This window comes from Peribacillus sp. SRI_006 (assembly GCF_057586375.1).
The window spans coordinates 320,506-341,093 of record NZ_JBYCZT010000006.1 but is presented as its reverse complement, the minus strand read 5'-3'; the positions used below and the strand labels follow the sequence as shown (position 1 = coordinate 341,093).

Below are 20,588 nucleotides of genomic sequence, written 5' to 3'. Positions count from 1 at the left end.
TATGCATTCTCCCTTTTTTTGCCCTCAATCATCTCATAATCGTGAAATCTGGTTATTGAAGAGCGACCAAGTCCTTGATTTCCTCTGTGGAAAGTTCAGTGATCCAGTTGTCACTGCTGATGATTTCGTCGTTCAAGGCTTGCTTTTTATCAAGCATCTGGTCGATTTTTTCTTCCAGGGTCCCTGTGCAGATTAGCTTATGAACGTGAACGAAACGCTGTTGACCAATTCGGTAAGCACGGTCGGTGGCTTGATTTTCAACAGCTGGGTTCCACCAGCGATCATAATGAATCACGTGGTTTGCTTCTGTAAGATTAAGACCCGTGCCGCCTGCTTTCAACGAGAGTATGAAAATAGGGAATTCCCCATCTTGGAATCGGGTGATCATTTCATCACGCTGCTTCTTGTTCGCACTCCCGTTCAGGAATGGCACTTCAAAGCCATATCGTTTTTCCAGCAATTCTTTAATCATATTGCCCATCCCGATATATTGTGTGAAAATGAGACAGCTTTCATCCTGTTCGCGGACCGCATCGATAAGCTCGGTCAGCTTCTCGAGTTTGCCTGATCGGTTAGGTGCCTTCATGATGTTTTCCCTTTCCGTCTCTTTTAAGTAAAGAGCTGGATGGTTGCATAGTTGCTTTAGCTTATTCAGCATCTGGAGGATGATGCCTTTTCTTTCAAAGGCAGACAGTTGTTCGATATCAGTGAATGTATCTTTAATCAGTTGTTCATACAACGATGCTTGCTCGGTGGTAAGCGGTACGAATTCCTTTTGTTCTTGCTTATCCGGAAGATTAAGAGCGACTTCCTTATCGCGTTTTGTACGGCGAAGCAAAAATGGCTGTATCAAACGCTGCAATTCCTTGATTTTATCCTTTTGTTCATCACGCTCAATGGTCGCCACATATTTTTCCTGAAACTGACCTAGCGTTCCGAGATAACCTTTGTTGATGAAGTCGAAAATCGCCCATAGCTCACTTAAACGGTTTTCCATCGGCGTACCCGATAAGGCGATATGATGTCTGCCATTTAGCTTTCGGACCGCCTTGGATTGCTTCGTTTGGGCATTCTTGATGTTTTGTGCTTCATCAAGGATAACGCTGCTCCAGTGGATCGAGGTCAGTTCAGCCACATCTTGGTGGGTCAGTCCATATGATGTTAAGACAATATCATGTTCGGCTGCCAGTTTAGTAAATGTTTCACCTTTAGCACGATTCGATCCATAGTGAAGGTGAACTTTAAGTGAAGGTGCGAATTTTTCCAATTCCTTTTGCCAGTTGCCAAGGACCGATGTCGGGCAGACGATGAGCGCCGATTGAACAGAGACGGATTCAGGGGCAGTGGCAATGACCTCAGCCTCATCACTGCTCTCTGTGCCGCGATCCTCTTCGACGATGATCGGTTCACTCTTTTGTTCGTCCCTGTGCGCAGCGGGCAGCTCTTCACCAGCTCCTTCTTTGCCTTTCACATGAAGCAGGTAGGCAATCATCTGGACTGTTTTTCCAAGTCCCATATCGTCGGCCAGACAAGCACCAAAACCATGCTCCCTTAAAAAAAGGAGCCAGCTCATGCCCAGTTTTTGATAGGGGCGTAAATCTCCTTGAAGTGCATTAGGGACGGGCAGGACGGATATGTTCTTGGTTTCCCTGAGCCTTCCCACCATTTTACGGAGCTCCTGGTTCAATTCAAATTGAATCCGAAGCATTTCATCGTTTTCAGAATCATCATCGCCATCTTCATTTACGCCATTCAACAGTTCCTGCTGCAGCAAGTCAGTCAGTTGGATGCCTTTTTCATTGGCTGTTTCCATAAGCTCCTGAATTTGTTTAATGAAAGCTGGGTCAAGCTTGACCCATTGGCCACGGATGAAGACAAGCCGCCTTTTTTCATTGACGAGCTCCTCGAACTCCGCCTCAGTGAGCTCTTTGCCATTTAATGAGAATCGCCAATCAAAGTCCATCAAAGCTTTTAACCCTACATAAGACGGGCCGCGATTCGATTGGCTCTTCACTTTCGCCTTGACCTTCAATGAGGATTCCTTCAAGGCAAGCCACCACGATGGAAGGAGAATTTCGACGCCAAGAAACAGGAGCTTTTCGCTTGCATCGGTCAAGAACTCCCATGCGTCCGTTTCCGAAATCTCCCTTTTCAGACGGCCATTCTCCCCAAGCCATGGCACGACGAGTTGCCAGCGTTTCGTGGCACGAACCACATCACTTGCATACTTGTTCCAGCCCCGCGGCAGTTTTTTTCCTGTATATGTTTCAATGATATTCTCATCCCTTTTGGAACGAAGGGTAACATCAAGTATCCAAGGCCCATTACCCTCAGGAGGCTCAGTTAAACGGAGACCTATGGTGAATGGTTTTGGGTCGGGCAGGGTACCGAGCCATTCCTGCCAGCTGTCTTTGTCAAAAAAGGCCTGTAATTCTTCGGGGGAAAGTCGTGTATCCTTTAACGCCCCGACGGCTTCACTCCATTTATGCTGCATGGGTGAATAGTTTTTTAAATACATGTTAGCGGCACCGTTATACCACTTTTCGATAAAAGTACGGTTGGTTTCCGGTTCAGGTGAAGGAAGATCCAAAGATATTTCTTCTTCCCAAAAGGACGGGACGAATTCCTCTTCCACTTCTTCCGGCAGTTTCCAGCCGATGGAGTCCAATTGAAGATTAGTGAAATCCGGTACGGGGATTCCAGCTTCTATGGATTCATGAAGAACGGGCGCTGCTGACAGGCAAAGGGAGGATATTTCGGACCATTCCCATTCTATGAAGGAGTTAAAGCTTTCCCTCGCAAAAAAGTTGAGAAGTCCCCAAGCGTCAAGAATGAATACTTGACTTCCATCCACCATATCCGTAGTCATTTTAGTTCCATAAAAGCTTGCGTCATCCCAGTTGAATAACAGCCTGCGTATATGATTCGTGGTGAGGAAGGTATTCTCTTCATTGACGACACCAAGGGCGTAAGTTCCGTTTTCGAGAGCGGCTATTTTGATTTTTAATTTCCCTGGATTAAACATCGATAAGCTTACCCCTTTTTAATTCTTCTTGGAAAGCGCGAAGCCGTTTGGTCGAATCTGCTACATAAAGTATATACCGTTCGAATACGTCTTCCTTTTTGCTCTTTTTATAGATGGTGCGCATCCTTTTCAAATAACGGACAGCTTGCTTATAAGCAGGCCTGTTTTTCAAAGAAACTTTTTCCTGGACCGCATGATAATAAAGGGGAAGGATTAGTTCCGGTTCTTTTGATACCACTTCTTTGATGGATTCACTGCTGATTAAGTCAATGCTGATTTCCGAGTAAATATGCATCTCCACCCATTTTTTGTATTGTCCTTGTTCAAAAAGGAAATTTGCATAGTTCCAATAGCTGTGCGGAAGGGTGGCCCTGTAAAATTTCTCAAGCAAATCAGTCCGTTTTAATTTATAACAGCAACTGTTAATTAAAGTCGTAAAGGTCCGGACGAAATCTACCCGTTTATAATAATCGGATAGGCCGGCAAGGAATTCCTGGACATTATTATTGATGAATTCAATGAAAGGGATGGTCCGTGCCCGGTTATCAGATTCAGCCAGGAGATTCAGCCAATAAAAAATGTATGGACAGGCATCCTTCTTCAATTCATGAAGAAGCTCAATCGCTTGTTTATCATGGTTTTCCAAAAGGGATAGGTGAATGGCTGCGAGGGTATAGGACGTCCTCTCAGTGGTGCCCATATACTTCTCGGGAAGTTCTTTATTGATCCGTTCAAGTTCCTCTTTACGCCATGAGGAGTTGGAGAATAAGTAGCTCCATATCTCCCGGTAGAGGTCGATCTTTTCATATTCGAGGCCTTCCCCTCCATCCAGCAGTTTAGCTACATCTTCCTTGATGCTGAAAACGAAGGGGTCAAAGGCGAAGGGCCGCGCTTGCCTGCTTAGCGGCTGTACCGTTTCATGCAGCTCTTCTGCCAAGTCGACGGCAAGTGCATAAAAGACCCTGATCGTTTGCGTCTCACTTTTATGCAGCTGAATCATTCTCAGTGTCTGCTGCATTGTGCAAAATTGCGTAACGAAATGATAAAGCAACTTCCATTCCCTTTCCATTGGAGCTTTTGAGCTAAGGCGTTTAAAGTAAGTTTGTATATGATTTTCAATCATGTAAGTAGCCTCGCCTATATGGGGCTCGACATGTTCCGCAAAGGCATCATTCACGAATTGCTTCCATGATGGATAGCTTTTATCTAAGGTGATGGATCTCCCCGCCGCCTGTTTAAGTAATTCACTTGCCGGTTTCACCTGCTGCAGTGCTTGGGCGGCTGAGGCGTTTTTAGGTGCTTTCCAATCGCCAAGCCATTCGGAAACACTAGCGTGTTCGGAATATGCAGAAAAGAAAACGGCCATTTGATGCCGGCAAATGAACCTTGAATCACATGTACAGCTTCCATCCTGTGGGGAGAGCAGATTCAGCCTAGCCTTAAATCGTGTCTCTTCCTGTACCTCAGCCGCAATCGTATCTACCGCTTCTTCTTTAATATCAACGAGCCCCTGACGGTATAACTGGAGCCCTTGATTCACCACATCCGAATCTTCCGGATCCCCGGCCTCCAAAAATTCCGCCAGCCGCTCCCCAACTAACAACAACTCCCGCTCCATACTCTCCTCCTTCAGGGACCAGCCCTAGTTATATATTTTTGTATGATTATGAACCATCAGTTCTTAACTTTTCGTAATTCCCATCCCGGCTTTGTGTATATATGATCGAATGCCGGAATCGTTCTTTACGTTCTATTCAATTTAATCACTGCCTCTTGCCGTTATATTCATAAATACCCTGTAAAAGTCAATATCGTCAAAAATCCGCTTGAATATAAGCGGTTCGGATATAAACAGGAATAACCGGCATTCACGATGAGCATGCCTGGAATCCTTCATCCTCATTAGCTTCACAAAACTAAGGGATGAGGGGACGGAACCCTTTTTTAATATGCTTTTTTTGAAGCATCTCTTTATTATACTTCATTTTGGCTTGGAATTTAAAATGTAGAATAGAGGTTTTGAAAATGATGAGTGTGAGATTATGCATATTCTTGGTTAATGGGAAGAGCCATTCCAGCGGGAATGGCTCTAAAATATAAAATTAGTTAACTTTCATTTCATTCTTCCAACTGTCCAACTTTTTGTTGATGAATGTAACAAAGGTATGATTTTTTTGTAAATTGAATAGAAAAGCTGACTTTTCCAAGTACTCTTTTGCCTCTTCAAAGTTACCTACGAGTTCAAAATTATACCCTAAATGGTAATGTAAATCAGCTAAAGCATATAATTGGTCATGTTCGAGGCACCACTTTATGGCATCTTGGCAGCAGGCAATGGACTCTTCGTATCGGACCAGGCGTGTTAACACTCTGCCGAAATTATAGGATAGACGTGTCTTAAGCGTTTTATCCGTCAAAAAGGGCAGGGCTTTCAAGTGATCTAAAGCTTTCCGTAACAAGGCGAATGCATTTTCGTACTGTTCTTCGGCAACATACATTACACCAAGGCTGCTTAAGATTTCAAGCTCCCGTTCCGAATAAATTTTGTCTGTCGTATGAGTAATGGCTATGGCCTGATTAATGAAATCGATGGCTTTATCTAAATCTTTATTTTTTTCATATTCGTATATTCCCTTGTGCCAAAGAATCAATTGATGATTCTTTTTATTCTGAAGAAAGAGGGGACTGTTTTCCTCAGCCTTTACAATTTGCTGCATTTCCTCATAATTTCGGGTTCTTCTGGCTATTTTTAATTGATAAATCACTTCTTCCACGTAATCCAGCCTAGGGGTCATTCCAATATCGAAAAAATAGTTTACATCAACGCCTAAACGTTGGGAAATTAAATAGAGAGTGGATGCATATGGATAGACATCGCCCTTTTCAATCTTACTTATCTGTGCTTGTGTACAAATACCGGTTGCCAACTCTTCCTGGGAAAGCCCGATTTGTTTACGTAGTTCTTTGATCTTTTGTCCAACTGCAAAAAAATCCATTTTGATTCTCCTTAAAATATGCCTAGAGTTATATTTTGTTATGAAAAATCGGTGAAAGCGGTATGTACAGGTCCTGAACGGTTTAAATAGATTCTTTAGTCGAAATATATAGTTTTAAGAAATGTGGTTAAATATAACTATAGAATTTATTTCTATTTTAACCAATATTTTTTTAAAAGAAAAGGAGGAATGACCTATGAAAAAAAGTACTAAAGCATTAGTCGTATCTTTTCTTATCATCGCTGCTTTTGTTATTGTCCCAAGCGAATTACCAGGCCTTTACGCAGAACTTCCAGGTTTATATAAATAAGTAAATGAAGCTTACTATTACTGATTCAAGCATCTTCAATTGAAGATGTTTTTTTATTATCATTTTTGAATGATTATTCTTTTGCGCATATTCCTGTAGTTATAATTATCTATGAATGGGGAGAGTAAGGTCCATTTGGTAGGCGTGGAAGAAACGTGAGGGTAGTTTGTAACGCCTATTTCCTTTTAATGATTTTGTTATAGTGTAAATAACAAAACGGAGAGAGGTGTAAGGTTAATGATTGATATTAATATGAAAGTTCAACCCTCTTTTTACGATGATGAATGTGCCATTGTGTTTTCTTTTTATTTTGATAAGGCAACAAGGAATATTGGTGAAGCTGTGGTGTACACATGCCAAAAATCAGATGAAAAAGAATACAGCCAAGATCATATAGATACAGATGTACAAGAAAAAATTGCCTATATTAAAGAGTTTTCCATTGCGGATGAATATCAGGCAACCTCAATGAAGAAAATTAAACATTTTTTGAATGTAATCGGTATCAAAAAATGTGTGAAGCACAACCTTCAGGGAAAAGAAATCGCATTTTAAACGACAAAAACTCATGACATCCCATATGTCATGAGTTTTTACCATTTAAATGAGTGTTTTGAGCATTCATTTTCTTTTTGATGAAATCGCTCAATTGTTTCCTTTCACTTGGTTTAGCGTTATTTGCTCTCTCAAAAAATTTAAAGTGTTGTTTATATCTATCGGATTTCATGATGTCTCTCCTTTGTATTTTTTATTTACCCCTTTTTTTTAAAATAAAACGTGATTTCCTGATAAAGGGATAAGAATAATGAGCCAATAGATTACAAATTATTCCTAGAGTTATATTTTCATCTGTCAATCCCTGCATATAAGGATTAATTAGATGATAATAAGTGGTAAAGCCTAAATATGGGAGAATTTCGAGTTTTATCATACTTTAAAAAAATGCTAAAATGGTCCGAATATCGGATTTTTCATTAGAAACATCAGTTTCTAGTACCCTAAAGTGAAGAGGGTTGAAGAACTCTTTTCGATGGCCCCCGAGCACTTGCTTGGGGGATCTTTTTGCTTTTTGGATAATTTGTCCACTTTATTTCTATATTATGTTTCGTTTTGTTTGTATATACATGGGTAAATATATAAGAATCAAGATGAATTAAACCTGTGTTATAGCAGTTTAATCGGAGGAATATATTTTATGGATGTGAAAGTGAAGAATGATCCCACGAAGCGAACTTTCCAGCAGTTCATTTTTCCATTTACGCTTGAAGGAAAAATGATTGAAAAGTTTGTGGGAAAATTGCTTGAGGACAATTTCGTTTTTTTGAACTTGAAAGATATGGAACAACAAAATCAATTTTACGGCGGCCATAAAGTTTCACACCGTAAATTGGAAAAGTATTTCATGCCATACATCGAGCCGATTTTATTTCCGGGTCATGCAAAACAGAAGGAAGGCTTGCGGCGTTTCACGAAAAAACTGGATATTGATTGTACCTTCGAATCACCCTATCTAAATACCCCATTTATTATTAACTCTATAGATATCTTCATATGCCCATTTCATATTGGCATGATGAATCTTCGTGTTACTTTACCTGAAGGGCTTTCACATAATGATGTGCTCTATTTTGGCGATACATTTAGAATCCTCGAACCGATTGCTGATGATGAAGAAAAAACGAAAGTTGGCTGCCGGGAAAATCAGTATGAACAAGTGAAGGATTTCATCTTTAATGAACTGTTGCCGCCTATTGAGGAATATATAGATGAAGAACAAGCGGATCCGACCTATTTTGGGAGTTTGCCCTTTTTCATCGATGAAAGAATGTATGTGATCAGTTATACGGCATTCCCTGAGAATCGTGATATTTCTAAAAATGATTTATTCCGGATCAGTGAGCTGAACGGGTATGACAATGATGGTGAGCCATATATAGGCGCATTAAACCCTGATTATATAGAAAAATATTATCAAGAAAGGGTATATGACAGGTGGGGCAAGGAAACCTATTATGTAACTAGCATGTATCATTTCGCGTGTGTCACGAAAGCGACAGGTAAACTGGAACAAGAACTGGCAAGCGAAATGTACGGCCAGCATTTTTATACATTGTTGCTTTTCTTCTATTATAAGATCGTACTGCTTAAATTGGCTCATGAACATTCCCAGATTGATGTGGAAAAAGATCAATCGGATACAGAACAGCTGATTTTCATGATCACTCAGTTTTCTGCAAAGTACTTATTCACTGAAGTGAATAGTACGGCAATCGGTAAAGAGCTTTTCAAAAAAACGGATGAAACCTTCAGGATTGCCCCTCTCTACAGAGAAGTGAAGGAAACACTTTCCTACCTTTATCAAAATCAGGATAAACTGTCTGGGAAAAGCAGTAATTATCTTTTGCAAATACTAACGATTTATACGGTGGTCTCCGGTATATTCGGAATGAATCTATACATTGAAGATTGGAAAGGGAAATTACCATGGAAAGCGTATATGGATTACACCTTATACGAATGGGTAGCTGTCATTGTAACGACAAGCGGACTCATCATTTCAGCCATCCTGGGCTTTTTCTTCCTGAAAAAATGGCTGCAAGAGAAAAAAAGCCGAAAAAAAAGAATGCTTTAAAGTAAAGTCCTGTACGCGATGTACGGGACTTTTGTTTTAGAAAAATCATGGTTAATTAGAAAAATGAAGAAATTAAGCATGTAAAATCCCCCATTCCCCTAATATTTTGCTAAACTATAGGTATATCATTCTAACTATTCATTAGGAGGAAATCATGAAGAAACTAGCTTTAGTTTCCAGCTTATTGTTGATGAGCGTATTGTTCCTGGCCGGATGCTCGGATGAGCCAAGTCCGGAAGAGCGCTTTGCGGCATACACGAAGCTTTGGAATAAACAAGATTTTGCGAAGATGTATGAGTATCTGTCACCTGAGACAAGGAAAGAAATCAGTGCGGATGAATTTGAGAAGCGTTATGAAAAAATCTATACGGGCATTGAAGCCGACCAATTAAAGGTGGACTATAAACAGCCAAAAGAAGAAAAAGATCATAAAGATGGAGAAAAGGTAAGCCTTGCATATACCGTTGATATGTCCACTATGGCGGGCGCTGTCAGCTCTGATCATAAAGCGACACTTGTCAAGGAAGGGGAAGGCGAGGAAGAAAACTGGTACATCAAGTGGGATGAAAGCTACATATTCCCTCAATTGGAAGCTGGTGAGAAGGTATCGGTTGAATCGTATCCAGCCATTCGCGGGGAAATTGTCGATCGAAATGAACGCGGCCTCGCCATGAATGGAACGGTGGCAGAAGTGGGAATCGTGCCAGAGAAAATGGACAACGAATCCGAAACAGTTAAAAAGGTCGCTGGAATCCTCAACATGTCCACTGACGAAGTGAATCAGAAATTAAAACAAACATGGGTAAAGCCAAGCTATTTCGTGCCCATCAAGAAAGTGTCAAATGATAATAGCGCAACTTTGGAAAAGCTATTGAGCATTGCCGGGGTATCTGTCAATAATACGGAAGAGCGCATATATCCGTATAAAGAGGCCACTGCCCACCTAATCGGATATGTCGGTGAGGCATCGGCCGAGGACCTGGAGAAATTGAAAGGAAAAGGATATACCGCAAGTGATGTAATTGGCAAGCGAGGTCTTGAGGAAGTGTTGGAAGCTCGGCTTAAAGGCAAACCTGGCGGTAAAATCTTCATTAAAACCGAAGATGGCGAAGAAAAGGTGATTGCTGAAAAGCCTGCTGAAGAGGGAGAAACAATTACATTGACCATCGACGCTGAGCTTCAAAAGGATATCTTCAAGCAATATAAGAACGAAACTGGCTCGGCATCAGCAATTGATCCGAAGACAGGCGAAACGCTTGCACTTGTTTCAAGTCCGTCATTCGATCCTAATAAATATATTTTCGGAATAACGAAAGCAGAACAAAAAGCGCTTGAAGAAGACCCGAAAAAACCACTTCTGAACCGCTTCAGTTCGACGTTTGCACCTGGTTCAACCATTAAGGCCCTCACTGCGGCGATCGCCTTGAAAAATGGTGTGGATCCGAAAGAGTCGATCAATATCCAAGGGAAAACGTGGGCCAAATCGACATGGAAAGATCATTCCATTACAAGGGTTTCGGACCCTGGAGTTCCAATCGATATGGAAAAGGCATTAATTTATTCAGACAACATTTACTTTGCCCAAAAAGCTCTCGGGCTTGGAAAGGAAAAATTCACGAATGGACTCAAGGCTTTCGGCTTTGATGAGTCTTTGAATTATGATTATCCGATCAAAGCATCGAGCATTGGCAAGATCGACAGTGAGGGAAGATTGGCAGATGCCGGATATGGTCAAGCGCAAGTTCAAATGAGCACGCTCCACCTCGCCATGACCTATTCAGCCTTCTTGAATGAAGGAAACATTCCTGCACCTTTCTTAATAACTGGAGATAAAATAGAAAAGAAAATATGGAAAGAAAATGCGATATCAGCAGACCAAGCGAATCAGGTCACCAAGATGTTGACACAAGTAGTGGAGCATCCTAAGGGAAGCGGACATGGAATAGCTGATCTTGGCATCAAAATCGCTGCCAAAACGGGAACTGCTGAAATCAAGGCATCCAAAAACGCGGACGGAACAGAAAACGGCTGGTTTGTTGCCATGGACACAGAAGACCCGGAACTTCTCATGGCATGGATGATGGAAGATGTAAAAGGACGAGGCGGCAGCCATGTCGTTGTCGACCAAATGAAACCGGTGTTGAAGAAGTATTTAAAGTAAAGAAAAAATTCACCCATCTGAACTGGGCAAGCATTTAAACATTAAAAAGCAGGACATTGGCTTCTTCCATGTCCTGCTTTATTTTGGTTGTGGATTCTAATTTGTGGCGGCAATGAAGCTGGATTTGAAGGAGAATGGGTCGTGCATACAGAATGTAAAAAGGGAGTTCAATAACTTGCTAGTATACCCGGAACGTCCTGAAATCATGATGTTTACAGAGTGACATCATCCAGGCCGTTATGTTACCACATGCCGATGGATTGAATAGGATTAATTCAAAAATCCTTGAAAGATGAATAGAATGGGAATGAGGATGAAAAGGAATGAAAAGATTAAAGTATTTGTTTATCGCTTTTTTTATCACTTTTTTTGCATTTCCTTCTCATGAAGCGACGGCAGCAGAAGAAAATTCAACGATGGAAGTGAAACTGAAGAATTATTTGGGCAATAGAACCAGTGCCGAAATAACGGCAACCGGGGACTACCGTACATCAAGGGGAGAGATATTCATAAAGGCGGGGGAACATCTGACTTTGAAAGTGGAGTCGGCTAAACTTGCCGTATACAAAGGAACTAAGAAAAAGGGATCTTATGCTTCTTTTAAGGTAATACCAGTTAAACCTGATTCTTCATTATCCATAAACGGCCGTCCGTACCAAGGCTTATTTTCATTTACAGCGGAGGACGGTTACATCCGGCCGATCAATACTGTTTATATGGAAGATTACCTAAAGGGCGTCGTCCCGCTGGAGATGCCTGCACTATGGCACTCCGAAGCCTTAAAAGCACAGGCGATTGCCGCCCGGACCTATGCACTTCGCCATCAATCCACAATAATTGATGATACGGTTTCTTACCAAGTATATGGCGGGGCTGCCGGTCACTATCGAACTAATTCAGCCATTGAGCAGACGAAGGGCATGGTAATCAAGCATGATGGCGAAATAATCGAAGCGTTCTTTTCCTCAAGCAATGGAGGAATGACCGAATCGAATTCAAATGTTTGGTCAAGTGGCAACCCCCTTGCATATTTATCAATAAAAGAAGATTTCTATGATCCGAAAACCAGTTGGGAGATAACGCTGGACAAGCAGCAAATCGACCTTTCAAAAATGGACTTAGCTAAACCGGAAGAATGGTGGACAAGTGTAGAGGAAAAAGATAAAACGGTTGTGCCGAAGCTTAAGGCTTGGCTGAAGAATAATGGATATGCGCAGAAAGATATTAAAATAACGGAGATTCCTTTATTAACATTTTCAGATGAGAAAATGGGAGGCCGTGTAACGAAAGGCTCCATCCAATTGAATTTCTATGTAAGGGACCTCGTTGATGACCGGGGAAAGCTTCTGCCGCAAACGGTTAGGCTTACTAATGTATCAGCTTCCAAAATCAGGGGCATGGTGGGGCAAGAGGTGATGAAAAGCTATCTGGTTGACCATTCATCCTCCGATCACTCCAAAATTTCTATTAAAGGATCAGGATATGGGCATGGTGTCGGGCTAAGTCAGTTTGGGGCGAAAAACAGAGCGGAAGCAGGACAATCCTATCTAGATATTTTGGGATTTTATTATCCTGACACAACTATAGAAAGGGAATATGGACCAGGCGCTGGATTTAAAACGGATCATGTCGCCAAGTCAGAACCGAATTCAGTAAGCATGAAAGCGCAAACGGATCATGTCAATGATGAGGTTGGAATCACATACTCCCTAAAAGAAGATACTGTGGTCACACTTACGATTAAAGATGGTAAAAGGAAATCTATAGCTACCCCAGTTCGTGACCAAACAATGAAAAAGGGTACCCATTCAGCAATCTGGAACACAAAAGCGGTGAGTAACGGTACATATAAAGCAGAAATATCAGCAATGGACCGCAACGGGAATGAAGGTTTGGCAACAATGCCGATTAAGATCAGTAAAGATACGTCGGCACCGAAAATCACCGAAGTCAAAACATCGGGTGACTATAGTACCGAGCAAGCGAACATAACATATATAATTAATGAAAACGCTAATGTAACAGTGGAAATCAAGAACAGTAAAGGGAAGGTTGTCGGTATCCTTTCTGAAAGGCCGTTCAGTAAAGGCAGGCAATCCGCAACATGGGATTTCAAAAATATGTCCAGCGGGATATTTACGGTGACAATCTCAGCTAAGGATAAGAGTGACAATCAGAAAACCATTTCAACGAAAATCTCGATCAAGAAGACGACGGGAATAGTGACAGCAAGCGAATTATATATTAAAGAAAATAGAAATGCATCTTCTGAAACGGTTGGGAATCTATACAGGGACCAATCTGTAACGATCTTGGCTCAACAAGATGAGTGGTACAAAGTGAAAAAGGGAAGCCAAATTGGGTATGTATTAAAAAAACATATAAAAAAATGAATGAGCAGGACGCCAATCATGGCGTCTTTTTTTGCCATCATGACTCTTCATCAAACTCACGAGTAAATGCCCCAAATTCACGAGTAAAAGGCGGAAACTCACGAGTAAATGCACCAAATTCACGAGTAAAAGGCGGAAACTCACGAGTAAATGCCCCAAACTCACGAGTAAAAGGCGTGAACTCACGAGTAAATGCTGCAAAATCACGAGTAAAGCACGGATTCACGAGTATACGCACCAAATTCACGAGTAAAAGGCAGAAACTCACGAGTAAATGCACCAAATTCACGAGTAAAAGGCGGAAACTCACGAGTAAATGCACCAAATTCACGAGTAAAAGGCGTAAACTGACGAGTAAATGCTGCAAAATCACGAGTAAAGCAAGGATTCACGAGTAAATGCCCCAAACTCACGAGTAAATGCATTAAACTCGTGAGTAATGCCCGCAAACTTCGCCATAACTTGAGTTAACGGACGCTAATCAAAATGAAAATGAGAATCTTAAAAGAGGAATGAATGCATTCATTCCTCTTTTGTTTTATGCTGACCGGGTGTGAATGGAACGCCAGCGGCTTTTGTGATGATTTTTGAAATATCGGTATTTTCAATGACTCCATCAAAGGCTTCACTGCCTGGACCCGAGGCGAAAACGGGAATCATATTGGCTGTGTGTCCTCCTGTGGAACTGGCTGCCCGTATGCTTCGATCAGCTACGCCCGCCTTATGGTGCCTGGCGATGGTGCTACCGATTTCCCAGTCGATTTGATGCTTTGGATAGACAAGCGTTTTATTCTTTCTCACGTTATCAATGAATTGATCGACTTCCTGATCCGTAAGAGATATATGTGCATACTTCTTGAATGTGGAAACGACACTTTCTGGATTGATTTCATTATTTTTATCGAATGTAAGCTGTTTGGACATATATTCGGATGAAACCCTGATTTTTTTCAATGCCGTGATATCCATTGTTTCAGAAGCGGAGGTCCCCATTGTTTCGTGGTCTGCAAGTACAACGATCAACGTATCATTTCGATTTTTTGCCCAATCTACAACCTCTTTCACGGTTTGGTCAAATTCGATGGTTTCTTTCCATATTCCAGTGATGTCGGCTGCATGCTCCATATGGTCAATACGCGCACCTTCGGCCATCAAGAAGAATCCCTTATCACCCCGGGATAAAATATCCAACGCTTTGGATGTCATTTCGGGGAGGGATGGCTCTTGGGAATGTAAAACTTCTTTATCCAGTTTGAAATTCATATAGGTAGGGTGAAATAATCCTAAAAGTTTTGCCGGATTATTAATGGAACTAAGTTCTTCTTTAGTCGTCGTAATCCCATAGCCAGCTTGTTTAAATTTGGCGATTAAATTCTCGCCATTCTGCTTATCCACATCGAAATAGCTGGCACCACCGCCGAGAATGACATCGATCCGGTTATCAAAGAGCTGCCTCGCGATATTTGCGCCACCTGTCCAGCGGTTAGGCACACTTGCACCAAAGGCAGCGGGTGTGGCATCGACTACCATATTGGTTGAGATGATCCCGACTTTTTTGCCATTGTTCTGAAAGGCATCCAATACACTATCCACCTCGGAACCATTGGCATCGACACCGATTGATTCATTGTTGGTTTTTATACCAGTGGCAATCGCCGACCCTCCTGCTGCCGAGTCAGTGACGTAATTATTGGCGGAATAGGTGCGCATCAGGGCGACATGCTCCAGTTTTTCCAAATGTAGTACACCTGTCTTTCCATATTCCAATTGCCGGGCAATTTCTATTGCCCCTAGCCCCATGCCGTCGCCAATCAGCAATATGACATTCTTGGGGGTGTTTCTTGTTTCTGCTTGAATAGGGGAGCTCAGGCTAATAATGAAAATTATAAGAACGAATAATCCAAAGCGATGCGGCTGTACGAGTTTATATCTGGTTGTCTTATTCATCTGAAATCCTCCATTGGGTGAAAGTCTTCCTATTATTTGTTTAAATCGATAAAAAAACCCCTCCCTGATATTCAGTATGGAGCTAATCTTTTTAGCATGGTTAGCGGCATCAAGTCAGTTTTTGTATAATTTGTCTTTCAAAAAAAAAAAGAATTTCTATATAATTACAATAAAGTTTATAAACAGTAAATACATAACTGATATAATTTCACTAAAGGTCAATTGAATTAATAGGAGAGAAAACCCTATGCTATCCAGTATGAAAAAGTTCTTCAAAGAAGGTTCTAAAGACTTGAAGAGAATTTATAAGTTGGTAGAAGAAGTGAATCGGCTAGAGGGTAAATATGAAAAATATTCAAATCTGGAATTAAGCGGAATGAAGGATAGATTTAAAAGCATTTTGGATGCTGGTGATAATGTTTTGGATATACAAGCCGAAGCTTTTGCGGTCGTGAGGGAGGCTTCCAAGCGAGTATTGAATCTTAGACACCATGATGTTCAGCTTGCAGGCGGTTTTGTCCTGAGTGAAGGGGGCATTGCCCAAATGAATACGGGCGAGGGGAAGACGCTTGTCTCTACATTGCCTAGCTATTTACATGCACTGTTCGGTAACGGTGTCCATATTATTACGGCCAATGAATATTTGGCCAAACGTGATAAAGAGTTAATGGGACAAATTCATGAATTTCTAGGATTGACGGTCGGTTTGAACATTTCCCAAATGGGACCTTCCGCGAAACGTGAAGCATATGCGGCAGATATCACGTATGGGACGGCAACAGAGTTCGGTTTTGATTATTTGCGTGACAATCTGGTTTATCGAAGGGAAGACAAGGTTCAAAGAGGACACCGATTTGCCATTGTCGATGAGGTTGACAGCATCTTGATAGATGAAGCGAGGACACCATTAATCATTGCGGGCAGGGCAAACGACGGAACCGAGCTTCACCAGATCACGGCGCAAATCATGAAGACATTTATAGAAAAGGATGATTACGAGATTTCCATCGAGTCAAGGTCCGCCTTCTTCACGGATCAAGGTGCTTCCAAGATTGAAGAGGCCTTTGGCATCGACAATCTGTATGGAATGGAGCATCAAGAGTTATTACATAATGTTACACAGGCGCTGAAAGCGCGGGCAATCATGAAGTTGGATGTGGACTACATTGTCATCGATGGAAAGATTGCAATCATCGATAAATTCACAGGCAGGGTGATGGAAGGGCGAAGCTTCAGTGACGGGCTGCATCAAGCCATTGAGGCAAAAGAGGGATTGGAGATTTCCGAAGAGAATGAAACACAGGCTATGATTTCCGTCCAAAATTATTTTCGATTATATCATTCAATGTCTGGGATGACAGGGAGTGCCATACCATCAAAGTCTGAATTCCAGGAAATATATCAGCTCCCCGTCATTGAAATTCCAACTAATAAGCCTATTATTCGAGTGGATGAGGTTGATTTGCTTTATAAAGATGAAACATGCAAAATCAACAAAATTATCACGGAAGTAAAACGGATTCATGATGAAGGCAGACCTATCCTGATCGGGACGACCTCCATTGAGCAATCTGAAAAAATTTCGGTTCAACTGGATAATCGGAAAATTAAACATCAAATCCTTAATGCGAAGACGGAAGAGGATGAAGCGGAGATCATTGCGAATGCCGGGCAAAAAAAACAAGTGATGCTGGCTACGAACATGGCTGGGAGAGGAACGGATATATTACTTGGGAATGATGTCAAGGAATTGGGCGGCCTTCATATTATCGGGACGGAGCGTCACGAAAGCCGTCGGATCGATATGCAGTTAAGAGGACGTTCCGGGCGGCAGGGTGATCCTGGTTCAACACAATTCATCATTTCTTTGGAAGATGATTTGTTTCATTACTATGATGAAGAAGAATTGGGACGTTATATCAAGAAAATCAAAACGGATGAAAATGGGTTGGTGCTGGGCCCTGCACCCGATAAATTCGTTAAAATGGTTCAGGATTCGGTAGAGCAGATGCATCAATCAAGCCGATATCACATATTGAAGTTGGAACATGCATTAAATGAGCAGAGTAAAATCATCTATGCAATGAGAGATCGGATTCTTGATATGGAGCCTGAACGGATGTCGGCCATTTTACTTGACTACATCGTAAAATACATTACTCGGCTCACCGTGAAATATGACCGTGAACATATAGCGGAGCCTGACTCCTCTGCCTTAATTGAAGAGCTGACCTTTGTTTTGCTGACGTTAGGTTGGCAGGAAAGTGATTTGAAGGATATAGAAGGCCAAATTGAAGGAAGGGTATTGGAGGCTTTAGGTGAATGGGAATCGAGACTGGTGATCTTTCAAGCCGATGCAGAATGGGGAAACCAGTTGCGCGCTTTCATGCTGCAGCACATCGATACAAATTGGATGAACCATTTAGATGAAATGAACAGTTTGAAGGAAGGCATTGGTTTAAGCGAATATGGTCAGCAGGACCCATATGCGTTGTTTGAAAAAGCAGCTCTCAGTCAATTCAACCTTCTATTAAGTAAAATTGAGGCGGAGATAAGCATCCGTTTTATGGAATATATGAAAAGCAATCAGCAAGATGCAGCTTCTTTCGAGGGGGAGGAACGATGAGTTTATTTGGAAAAAGGGATAATGCAGCTTCAGATGTACCTAAGTTAGCAAATCATGATGACACCCTTCATACTGTCCTGATGTTTCACAAGGGGTGGGATATTTCCAAGCAAGAGGAATATGTATATAAATTCCACCATCAAAGGCTGCCTGCATTAAAACCGAACCAAATTTCTATATCCGGCATCAAGCTGACTAGGGTGGAAGATGATGTCATCATAGAGGCTTTTCTGCGAAGTTCAATAGAGAAAGCTGTCAGTTTTGATATCGTGGATTTACTGTTAGTTGATCGAGATGGAAAATTCCTCGCGAAAAAGACATTCGATCTCACAGAGCTTGGTGAGCTTCCAGCACTTTCATGCATGCCATGGCGTTTCTTGTTCGAGGAAGGGGATATGTTGGCGGAATCGATTCCTGATGAAGGTTGGAAGATTGCTTTTGAATGGAAGAGAAAGTAGAAAAACAACCGCATGAGTCTAGCGGCAATCGGCACTTTTTTGCCGGAGCGCCAAAGCAAAGCCCTCATCCTTTTAGTGATGAAGGTTTTTTGTTTATAAGGGAGGTCAGTAGTACCAAATATTTATGCCATTTTCTGTGTGCAATTTCTCATAAATGGTAACGCTAAGTAATATTTATAAGTAATCTTCCGCAATCTAGCCTAACCAAGGCTTGGAAATAATGAAGAGGAAAGTGGCAGGAGCATGAAGAATAACCGTAATCAACGCTTGAAGGAGAGGCTATTTGAGTTATTGTCATTCTCAATCGTGGCCATACTTTTCATTTATACGAATGATAGGATGGGTAACGATCTTTCTATTGGAATAATTACGATAATCATCGGTGCTGCCGGTTTTGTTGTTTATCTGAAGGAATGGATATCGAATCGAATCGTAAAGGGCATCATTTTTTCAGTTTTCCTTCTTTCGATCATGGTCTTTTTCCTTGGGGACATCTGGTTTTATCGTTATTATTCGACACCTATAACATCCTATATGTGGATGCAAAAAAGCAATCTGAATGGGCTAGGTGAAAGTATATTCAGTATGATGGAAATCAAGGATGCAATCTTTCTTCTGGCAGGCATTCCAATTGCTGAATCTTTTGTGAAGAAAAAATACCCCCTTAAGCATATGGCACTTGTGCCGGCCGTAATATTCCTGATGATAGCAGGATTAAAACCGGTCAAGAATATCTTTATCGACAAAGTAGATATAACCCGGCGTTATGAGGCAAATACCTTCTTGCGAACCTGGGGCCCTATCGGTCATCATGCATTGGATGCGTATGCCTATTTTACTGACTCGGGAAGGGATGAAATATCTTCGGAAGAAAAGAAGGCCGTTTCTGATTACTTCAATAAAAAGAAAAGAAAGGAAAATGCCCATTCAGAATCCTTGGAGGGGAAGAATCTCATTATCATCCAGGTGGAATCTTTACAGTCGTTTCCGCTCTTTCAAACCAGTGCCGGGCAGGAGGTCACGCCATTCATGAATGGGCTGGCGAAAGGGGGATTGTATTTCCCGCATGTATATCCGCAGACGGTATTTGGAAATTCATCTGATGGAGAGCTTATCGTGAATACCGGACTATTTCCTTTAAAGCAAGGTGCGACCTTTTTTCGGTTCCCTTATAATGATTTTCCTGGTCTTGCCAAGGAATTAAAGAAGTCGGATTATCAAAGTTTTGCTTTCCACGGAGATGAAGAAGACTTTTGGAATAGGCAGCACGCATATCCTTCGCTAGGTTTTGATGACTATCTTTCCATAGAGGATATGAAGCAGGACGAGATGATTTCGATGGGCTTGGGAGACCGCAGTTTCTTTAATCAAAGCTATGATTTCTTAAAAGATAAACAAAACCCCTATTACGCTTTTTTCGTTACTTTGACCAGCCATGTACCTTTTTCTCTGCCGAAGGAACAGATAACAATGAAGCCTGAAGTTGGAAAAGAAAATAGTTACCTGACTAAATATTTCGAAGCCATTCATTATACAGATTCAGCTATCGGGGATTTCGTGAAGAAGTTGAAGGATGACGGGAAGTTGAAAGACAGCGTAATTGTCATTTACGGAGATCATAATGGGCTATTTTTGAAAGATAAACACGAGGTTGAAGCGTATTATGGTAGTAAAATTAGCGATGAAGAGTGGATTGAAAAATATATGCCCATTCCCCTGATCATTTATCAGGAGGATATGGAAGGGAGAACGATTGATAAGGTGGCGGGCCAAATCGATATTCTGCCCACTCTATATGATTTGTTCAATATAAAGAGTTCTTCATACTTTGGAGAGAGCATGCTGGATGGCGAACAGGGTGATGCCTTGATATTAAAAGGGGATTATGGTTCTCAAATGAAAATAAATGGGGAAGGCAAGGCCGAAGGATTTTCACCACAAGATCAAAAGGAGATTGGTCTGAGTGATCAGGTGATACGTTCCGATTACTTTAAAAAAATTGAGAAAGAGGTAAAAAAAGAGGATGACTGATAAAAGTCA

The 20,588-nt window shown here is 41.5% G+C and carries 14 protein-coding genes; 7 read left to right on the top strand and 7 right to left on the bottom strand.

Features of this window, described 5'->3' with window-relative positions:
- Nucleotides 1-52 precede the first annotated feature (52 nt).
- The 3 genes from AC2YHV_RS11275 to AC2YHV_RS11265 form a co-directional block, all read right to left on the bottom strand.
- Nucleotides 53-3,025, bottom strand: a complete 2,973-nt coding sequence (locus tag AC2YHV_RS11275; protein ID WP_487373215.1) for a DEAD/DEAH box helicase — start codon at nt 3,023-3,025, stop codon at nt 53-55.
- Nucleotides 3,018-4,643 (bottom strand): hypothetical protein, encoded by a 1,626-nt coding sequence (locus AC2YHV_RS11270; protein ID WP_487373214.1) that lies wholly within the window; start codon nt 4,641-4,643, stop codon nt 3,018-3,020. Before AC2YHV_RS11270 ends, AC2YHV_RS11275 begins: the two co-directional genes overlap by 8 nt.
- Before the next feature lie 484 nt (nt 4,644-5,127).
- Complete coding sequence (locus AC2YHV_RS11265; protein ID WP_057278160.1) at nt 5,128-6,021, bottom strand: helix-turn-helix domain-containing protein; 894 nt, start codon at nt 6,019-6,021, stop codon at nt 5,128-5,130.
- A 547-nt stretch (nt 6,022-6,568) separates the two neighbouring features.
- Here AC2YHV_RS11265 and AC2YHV_RS11260 point away from each other — a divergent pair.
- On the top strand, nt 6,569-6,886 hold the full coding sequence (locus AC2YHV_RS11260) for a hypothetical protein (RefSeq protein ID WP_063574667.1): 318 nt from the start codon (nt 6,569-6,571) through the stop codon (nt 6,884-6,886).
- Nucleotides 6,887-6,914: 28 nt separating this feature from the next.
- Here the strand turns inward: AC2YHV_RS11260 and AC2YHV_RS11255 are convergent, their stop codons facing one another.
- Nucleotides 6,915-7,058 (bottom strand): hypothetical protein, encoded by a 144-nt coding sequence (locus tag AC2YHV_RS11255; protein WP_156404388.1) that lies wholly within the window; start codon nt 7,056-7,058, stop codon nt 6,915-6,917.
- 468 nt (nt 7,059-7,526) lie between these two features.
- Here AC2YHV_RS11255 and AC2YHV_RS11250 point away from each other — a divergent pair, with 468 nt between their 5' ends.
- The 3 genes from AC2YHV_RS11250 (at nt 7,527) to AC2YHV_RS11240 (ending at nt 13,517) form a co-directional block, all read left to right on the top strand.
- Nucleotides 7,527-8,963 carry a hypothetical protein gene (locus tag AC2YHV_RS11250; protein WP_057278158.1) on the top strand — a complete coding sequence of 479 codons (1,437 nt, stop codon included), beginning with the start codon at nt 7,527-7,529 and terminating at the stop codon, nt 8,961-8,963.
- A 154-nt stretch (nt 8,964-9,117) separates the two neighbouring features.
- Nucleotides 9,118-11,124 carry a penicillin-binding transpeptidase domain-containing protein gene (locus AC2YHV_RS11245; RefSeq protein ID WP_487373213.1) on the top strand — a complete coding sequence of 669 codons (2,007 nt, stop codon included), beginning with the start codon at nt 9,118-9,120 and terminating at the stop codon, nt 11,122-11,124.
- Nucleotides 11,125-11,447: 323 nt separating this feature from the next.
- On the top strand, nt 11,448-13,517 hold the full coding sequence (locus AC2YHV_RS11240; RefSeq protein WP_487373212.1) for a SpoIID/LytB domain-containing protein: 2,070 nt from the start codon (nt 11,448-11,450) through the stop codon (nt 13,515-13,517).
- A gap of 37 nt (nt 13,518-13,554) precedes the next feature.
- Here AC2YHV_RS11240 and AC2YHV_RS11235 read toward each other — a convergent pair whose 3' ends face one another.
- The 3 genes from AC2YHV_RS11235 to AC2YHV_RS11225 form a co-directional block, all read right to left on the bottom strand.
- On the bottom strand, nt 13,555-13,743 hold the full coding sequence (locus tag AC2YHV_RS11235) for a hypothetical protein (RefSeq protein WP_487373211.1): 189 nt from the start codon (nt 13,741-13,743) through the stop codon (nt 13,555-13,557).
- Entirely contained in the window at nt 13,721-13,909 is a 189-nt protein-coding gene (locus AC2YHV_RS11230; RefSeq protein ID WP_487373210.1) for a hypothetical protein, read from the bottom strand. Before AC2YHV_RS11230 ends, AC2YHV_RS11235 begins: the two co-directional genes overlap by 23 nt.
- A 130-nt stretch (nt 13,910-14,039) precedes the next feature.
- A complete protein-coding gene (locus AC2YHV_RS11225) occupies nt 14,040-15,464 on the bottom strand; it encodes an alkaline phosphatase (RefSeq protein WP_487373209.1) in 1,425 nt (474 codons plus the stop codon).
- A gap of 247 nt (nt 15,465-15,711) precedes the next feature.
- On the opposite strand from AC2YHV_RS11225, the gene secA reads away from it, so the two are divergent.
- The 3 genes from secA (at nt 15,712) to AC2YHV_RS11210 (ending at nt 20,579) form a co-directional block, all read left to right on the top strand.
- Nucleotides 15,712-18,090 (top strand): preprotein translocase subunit SecA, encoded by a 2,379-nt coding sequence (gene secA, locus AC2YHV_RS11220; protein ID WP_487373208.1) that lies wholly within the window; start codon nt 15,712-15,714, stop codon nt 18,088-18,090.
- Complete coding sequence (locus tag AC2YHV_RS11215; RefSeq protein WP_487373207.1) at nt 18,087-18,548, top strand: SLAP domain-containing protein; 462 nt, start codon at nt 18,087-18,089, stop codon at nt 18,546-18,548. Before secA ends, AC2YHV_RS11215 begins: the two co-directional genes overlap by 4 nt.
- Before the next feature lie 243 nt (nt 18,549-18,791).
- Nucleotides 18,792-20,579 (top strand): LTA synthase family protein, encoded by a 1,788-nt coding sequence (locus AC2YHV_RS11210; protein ID WP_487373206.1) that lies wholly within the window; start codon nt 18,792-18,794, stop codon nt 20,577-20,579.
- The last annotated feature ends 9 nt before the right edge of the window (nt 20,580-20,588 follow it).